The organism is Bradyrhizobium sp. YR681 (genome assembly GCF_000282615.1).
Lineage (GTDB): Bacteria > Pseudomonadota > Alphaproteobacteria > Rhizobiales > Xanthobacteraceae > Bradyrhizobium.
Map to the genome: position 1 here is coordinate 23,612 of NZ_AKIY01000048.1, position 6,700 is coordinate 30,311.

Genomic DNA, 6,700 nt, shown 5'->3' on the forward strand with positions numbered 1-6,700 from the left:
TTTGACGAATAGCTGGTCAACTGCCGATTACGGCGGCGGCAGCGTCGCGGCGTTTTGTGGAAAGTGAAGCGTATGAATAGGGCACGCATAGTCGTCCTGACGGTCGCCATCTGCGCCGGCGGCATCGCCGCGTATCTGGCGAGCGGCTCGGACTCTGCGCCGCCTCCGGCAGCTCCGGTCGCGCAGCTTCCCACCGTCGACGTGCTGGTCGCCAAGAACGACATCGGCCTCGGCCAGACCGTCAAGCCGGAAGACGTGCAATGGCAGACCTGGCCGTCCGCGACCGCCAGCACCACCTTCATCCGCCGCAACGAGCGTCCCGAGGGCGCGACCCAGGTGACCGGTTCGATCGCCCGCTCCCCCTTCATCCAGGGTGAGCCGATCCGCGACCAGAAGCTGGTCAAGGCCGAGGGCTCCGGCTTCATGGCGGCGATCCTGCCGACCGGCATGCGCGCGATCTCGACCGAAATTTCGCCGGAAACCGGCGCGGGCGGCTTCATCCTGCCCAACGACCGCGTCGACGTGCTTCTGACGCGACGCCTCAAGAATCCCGACCAGACCGCCGGCGCCCAGGACGTCGTGACGTCCGAAATCATCCTCGCCAATGTACGCGTGCTCGCGATCGACCAGGCCCCGAAGGAGAAGGACGGCCAGAACGCGGTGGTCGGCAAGACCGTCACGCTCGAGCTCAATCCCACGCAGACCGCGACGCTGTCCGCAGCCCGCCAGAGCGGCACGCTGTCGCTGGCGCTGCGCAGCATCGTCGACGTCAAGCTGAGCGAGATCACGCTCGATGATTCCGCGCAGAAGCGCGATGGCGTTTCGATCATTCGCTACGGCATCCCAAGCTCGACGGCGAAGGCACGATGAGGACTGTCGATATGAAATGCAGGGCAGATTTGGCGACGATGCGAACCTCAACGGTCCGCGCCCTGTCGTTTTCGGCCGCCTTCGCGCTGGCGCTCAACCCGGTGCTCACCCCCGCGGTCGCCGCCGATTACCGCCCCGTGGCGCCGGCTGCGGCCGACGGCCAGATGAACGCGCGCTTCCTCTCGCTCGGCATCGGCAAGTCGATCGTGATCGACCTGCCGCGGGACATCAAGGACGTGCTTGTCGCCGATCCCAAGATCGCCAATGCGGTGGTGCGCTCGTCGCAGCGCGCCTACATCATCGGCGCCGCGGTGGGCCAGACCAATATCGTGTTCTTCGATGCCGCGGGACAGCAGATCGCGGCCTATGACATCGCGGTCAAGCGCGATCTCAATGGCCTGCGGGCGGCGCTGAAGCAGGTGCTCCCCAATGCCGACATCCAGATCGACGGTCTCGGCGACGGCGTCGTCCTGACCGGCACGGCAGCGAACCCGCTGGAAGCGCAGCAGGCCAACGATCTCGCCGCGCGCCTCACCGGCGGCCCCGAGAAGGTGGTGAACTCGATCGTCGTCCGCGGCCGCGACCAGGTCATGCTGAAGGTGACGGTCGCCGAAGTGGCGCGCACCATCGTCAAGCAGCTCGGCATCGACCTCACTGCGAACCTGAATTACGGCACCTCGGTGGTGAGCTTCACCAACTCGAACCCGTTCACGGCCCTTGGCCACAATCTCGTGGACGGCAACAGCCTGACCACGAAGTTCGGCTCCACGCCGTCGGTGCAGGCGACCCTGCGCGCGATGGAGACCGCGGGCGTGATCCGGACGCTGGCCGAGCCGAACCTGACCGCGATCTCCGGTGAGTCCGCGACCTTCATCGCCGGCGGCGAATTCCCGGTGCCGGCCGGCTATGCGTGCGATCCCACCACGCATGTCTGTACCACCCAGATCAGCTTCAAGAAGTTCGGCATCTCGCTCAACTTCACCCCCGTGGTGCTGAGCGAGGGCAAGATCAGCCTGCGCGTGATGACCGAAGTCTCGGAACTGTCGAATGAGAATGCGATCACGCTGTCGCAGGCCGTGACCTCGACCTCGGTGAACTCGCTGACGGTGCCCTCGATCAAGACCCGCCGCGCCGAGACCTCGCTGGAAATTCCCTCCGGCGGCGCGATGGCGATGGCCGGCCTGATCCAGCAGCAGACCAAGCAGGCGATCAGCGGACTACCGGGACTGATGCAGCTCCCGGTCCTCGGCACGCTGTTCCGCAGCCGCGACTTCGTCAACAACGCGACCGAGCTGGTCGTGATCGTGACCCCTTATGTCGTCCGCGCGGTCGCGCCAAAAGACCTCTCGCGCCCGGATGACGGCTTCGCTCCGCCTGCTGATCCGCAGGCCGAGCTGATCGGCAACATCAACCGCATCTACGGCGTGCCCGGCAAGACCGAGCCGGCACGCAATTACCGCGGCACCTACGGCTTTATCACCGACTGAAGCGGAACGGGGACTTCGTTATGACCACAAGACCACCCCAAATTCGCAAACGCGCCATCGGCTTCGGTGGCGCGCTGGTCGGCATCGCGCTTGCGCTCGGCGGGTGCCAGCACGACGAGGTGACCACCGCCTCGATTCCCGATGACTACAAGCAGCGCCATCCGATCGCGATCGAAGAGCAGAACCGCTCGATCGTCGTTTTCGTCGGCCACGCCCGCGGCGGATTGTCCGCCGCCCAGCGCGCCGACGTGATGGGTGTCGCGTCGGCCTGGCTGCACGAGGGCACCGGCGCGATCCGTATCGACGCGCCGTCCGGCACGCCGAATGCGCGCCCGGTCGCGGAAACGCTGCGCGAGATCCAGTCGATGCTGGCGGCCGCGGGCGTGCCGCCGCGCGGCATCAATGTTCGTCCCTATCAGCCGGAAGACAAGCGCTTCCTGCCGCCGATCCGGCTGACCTATTCCAGGATCGCCGCGGTGGCCGGTCCCTGCGGCCTGTGGCCGGAGGACCTCGGCCCCTCGATGAAGAACAAGAGCTGGTTCGAGAACAAGGAATATTACAATTACGGCTGCGCCTATCAGCGCAACATGGCGGCCATGGTCGACAATCCGTCGGACCTCGAGCAGCCGAGGCCTGAAACGCCGTCCTACACGGCGCGTCGCATCATGAGCCTCGAGAAGTATCGCAAGGGCACGACGACCGCGACCGCCTATCCCGAATCCGACAAGGCCAAACTCAGCGACACCGGCAAATGATCAGCTACGCTCGCCAGACTCAAGAAGAGCAGCCGGAGGCCTCTCTCCCGCCGGTCGAGGAGCATATTGCGCCCGCGCCGCGCGTGTCGGTCCAGGCCTTCTGCGAGACCGTGGAGACCGCTGCCGCGGTGCAGTCGGCCGGCGAGGATCGCCGCCTCGGCAAGGCTCACCTGAAGATCCAGATGGGCGGCATGGCGGCCGCGATCGAAGCCTATCGCTCGGCCCCCACGCCGAACGTGATCGTGCTCGAAAGCGACGGCCGCAACGACCTCCTGAGCGGCCTCGACCATCTCGCCACGGTCTGCGACGCCGGCACCCGCGTGGTCGTGATCGGCCGCATCAACGACGTCATGCTCTATCGCGAGCTGGTGCGCCGCGGCGTCAGCGACTACGTTCTCGCCCCGGTCGGCCCGATCGACGTCGTTCGCTCGATCTGCAATTTGTTCTCGGCGCCGGAAGCCAAGGCGGTCGGCCGCATCATCGCCGTGGTCGGCGCCAAGGGCGGCGTCGGCGCCTCCACCATCTCCCACAACGTGGCCTGGGCGATCGCGCGCGACCTCGCGATGGACGCGGTCGTCGCCGATCTCGACCTCGCCTTCGGCACCGCCGGGCTCGACTACAACCAGGACCCGCCGCAGGGCATTGCCGACGCCGTGTTCTCGCCCGATCGCGTCGACACCGCCTTCATCGACCGCCTGCTGTCGAAATGCACCGACCATCTCAGCCTGCTGGCGGCGCCGGCGACGCTCGACCGGGTCTATGATTTCGGCGCCGATGCCTTCGATGCCGTGTTCGACACGTTGCGCTCCACCATGCCCTGCATCGTGCTGGACATCCCGCACCAATGGTCGGGCTGGACCAAGCGGGCCCTGATCGGCGCGGACGACATCCTGATCGTGGCCGCGCCGGACCTTGCCAATTTGCGCAATACCAAGAACCTGTTCGATCTGCTGAAGGCCGCGCGGCCCAACGACCGGCCGCCGCTCTACTGCCTGAACCAGGTCGGGATCCCGAAGCGGCCCGAAATCGCCGCCACGGAGTTCGCCAAGGCGATCGAGAGCCAGCCGGTCGTCTCGATCCCGTTCGAGCCGCAGATCTTCGGCTCGGCGGCCAACAACGGCCAGATGATCGCGGAGATCTCCGCCAACCACAAATCGATCGAGATGTTCCTCCAGATCGCCCAGCGCCTGACCGGCCGCAGCGAGACGAAGAAACAAAAGTCGTCCCTGCTTTCACCCCTGATTGAGAAGTTGCGGGGAAAATAGGCCGCCGCATGGAGTCGTTAAGTGTTCGGTAAGCGTAGCGGAACAGACACCGATACTCGGGCTCCCAAGCCCGGCGCCGTGTCGCCAGAGCCTGTCCAGGCTCCGGCGCCGACGGTGTCGCGCGCGCCGCCCCCGCCGGCCGTCGCCTCGCCGCCGCTTGCCCCGGCGAAGCCCGCGCCGACCATGGAAACCCGCCGCTCGGACAATTACTACGAGGTCAAGGCCACCATCTTCGGTGCGCTGATCGAGGCCATCGACCTCGCCCAGCTCGCCAAGCTGGACTCCGAATCCGCGCGCGAGGAAATTCGCGACATCGTCAACGAGATCATCGCGATCAAGAACATCGTGATGTCGATCGCCGAGCAGGAAGAATTGCTCGACGACATCTGCAACGACGTGCTCGGCTACGGCCCGCTCGAGCCGCTGCTGTCGCGCGACGACATCGCCGATATCATGGTCAACGGCGCCAACACCGTCTTCATCGAAGTCAACGGCAAGATCCAGAAGACCGGCATCCGCTTTCGCGACAACCAGCAGCTGCTCAACATCTGCCAGCGCATCGTCAGCCAGGTCGGCCGGCGCGTCGACGAATCCTCGCCGATCTGCGACGCGCGCCTCGCCGACGGCTCCCGCGTCAACGCCATCGTGCCGCCGCTGTCGATCGACGGCCCCACGCTCACCATTCGTAAGTTCAAGAAGGACAAGCTGACGCTCGATCAGCTGGTCAAGTTCGGCGCGATCTCGCCTGAAGGCGCCGAGATCCTCCAGATCATCGGCCGCGTCCGCTGCAACGTGCTGATCTCCGGCGGTACCGGTTCGGGCAAGACCACGCTGCTGAACTGCCTGACCAACTATATCGAGCATGACGAGCGCGTCATCACCTGCGAGGACGCCGCCGAGCTCCAGCTCCAGCAGCCCCATGTGGTGCGGCTGGAAACCCGCCCGCCCAACATCGAGGGCGAGGGCCAGGTCACCATGCGCGAATTGGTGCGCAACTGCCTGCGTATGCGCCCCGAACGCATCATCGTCGGCGAGGTCCGCGGACCCGAGGCGTTCGACCTGCTCCAGGCCATGAACACCGGCCACGACGGCTCGATGGGCACGCTGCACGCCAACAACCCCCGCGAGGCGCTGTCGCGCTGCGAATCCATGATCACGATGGGCGGCTTTTCCCTTCCGTCGCGAACCATTCGCGAGATGATCTGCGCCTCGATCGACGTCATCGTCCAGGCCGCACGCCTGCGCGACGGCTCGCGCCGCATCACCCACATCACCGAGGTGATGGGCATGGAAGGCGACACCATCATCACCCAGGACATCTTCCTCTACGACATGGTCGGCGAGGACGCCAACGGCAAGATCATCGGCCGGCACCGCTCGACCGGCATCGGCCGCCCGAAGTTCTGGGAGCGCGCCCGCTATTACGGCGACGAGAAGCGCCTTGCCGCGGCGCTCGATGCCGCCGAAGTGGCGCCAAAGACGTGAGCAGGTCAGCGCCATGAACATGCAGGTCCTCGCCCTCGCCTTCCTTGCCACCGCCGCCGTCGGCGGCATCGCCTGGGTTTTCCTCTATCCGTTGCTGTCCGGACAGCAGAAGGCGGAAAGCCGCCGCGCCTCGATCTCGCGCGCCGACGCGCCTGCGGCCAAGCAGGCTGAAAAAAGCCAGCGATCGCGCCGCGAGCAGGTCGAGACCTCGCTCAAGGATCTCGAGGCACGGCGCCAGCAGGAGAAGAGCGTACCGCTCAACGTCCGCCTGTCGCAGGCCGGGCTCGACTGGACGGTGCAGAAATTCTGGATCGTGTCCGCCGTGGTGGCGGGCGTGTTTTTCGCGGGCGTCATGTTCGGCGGCGGCGGCCTGCTCGGCGCCGCAGGCCTCGCCTTTGCCGGCGGCCTCGGCCTGCCGCGCTGGGCGCTCGGTTATCTGAAGAAGCGTCGCGAAGCGAAGTTCCTGAAGGCGCTGCCGGACGCGGTCGACGTGATCGTCCGCGGCATCAAGGCGGGCCTGCCGCTGTTCGAATCGATCAAGGTGGTCGCGGCCGACGCGCCCGAACCCCTGCGCAGCGAGTTCCTGCAGATCATCGAGACGCAGGCGATCGGCATGCCGCTCGGCGAGGCCTGTACGCGGCTCTACGATCGCATGCCGCTGCCGGAAGCCAATTTCTTCGGCATCGTGGTGTCGATCCAGCAGAAGTCGGGCGGCAACCTCTCCGAAGCGCTCGGCAACCTCTCCAAGGTGCTGCGCGACCGCAAGAAGATGAAAGAGAAGATCCAGGCGATGTCGATGGAAGCCAAGGCCTCGGCCGGCATCATCGGCTCCCCCCCC

Annotated in this window: 6 protein-coding genes; all 6 read left to right on the forward strand. The window is 66.2% G+C overall.

Annotated elements, in window-relative coordinates:
• The first annotated feature begins 72 nt into the window (after positions 1–72).
• A complete protein-coding gene (gene cpaB / locus PMI42_RS06860) occupies positions 73–870 on the forward strand; it encodes a Flp pilus assembly protein CpaB (RefSeq protein WP_008131917.1) in 798 nt (265 codons plus the stop codon).
• 11 nt (positions 871–881) lie between these two features.
• Complete coding sequence (locus tag PMI42_RS06865) at positions 882–2,357, forward strand: type II and III secretion system protein family protein (RefSeq protein ID WP_008131918.1); 1,476 nt, start codon at positions 882–884, stop codon at positions 2,355–2,357.
• Positions 2,358–2,377: 20 nt separating this feature from the next.
• The gene (locus PMI42_RS06870) at positions 2,378–3,112 is read left to right on the forward strand and encodes a CpaD family pilus assembly protein (protein ID WP_008131919.1); all 735 of its coding nucleotides are present in this window, start codon (positions 2,378–2,380) and stop codon (positions 3,110–3,112) included.
• Complete coding sequence (locus PMI42_RS06875) at positions 3,109–4,377, forward strand: CpaE/TadZ family protein (protein WP_008131920.1); 1,269 nt, start codon at positions 3,109–3,111, stop codon at positions 4,375–4,377. The genes PMI42_RS06870 and PMI42_RS06875 overlap by 4 nt, the downstream gene beginning before the upstream one ends.
• Before the next feature lie 21 nt (positions 4,378–4,398).
• Complete coding sequence (locus PMI42_RS06880) at positions 4,399–5,862, forward strand: TadA family conjugal transfer-associated ATPase (protein WP_008131922.1); 1,464 nt, start codon at positions 4,399–4,401, stop codon at positions 5,860–5,862.
• Between the two features lie 13 nt (positions 5,863–5,875).
• A partial coding sequence (locus tag PMI42_RS06885; protein ID WP_008131924.1) for a type II secretion system F family protein occupies positions 5,876–6,700 on the forward strand: 825 nt, incomplete at its 3' end.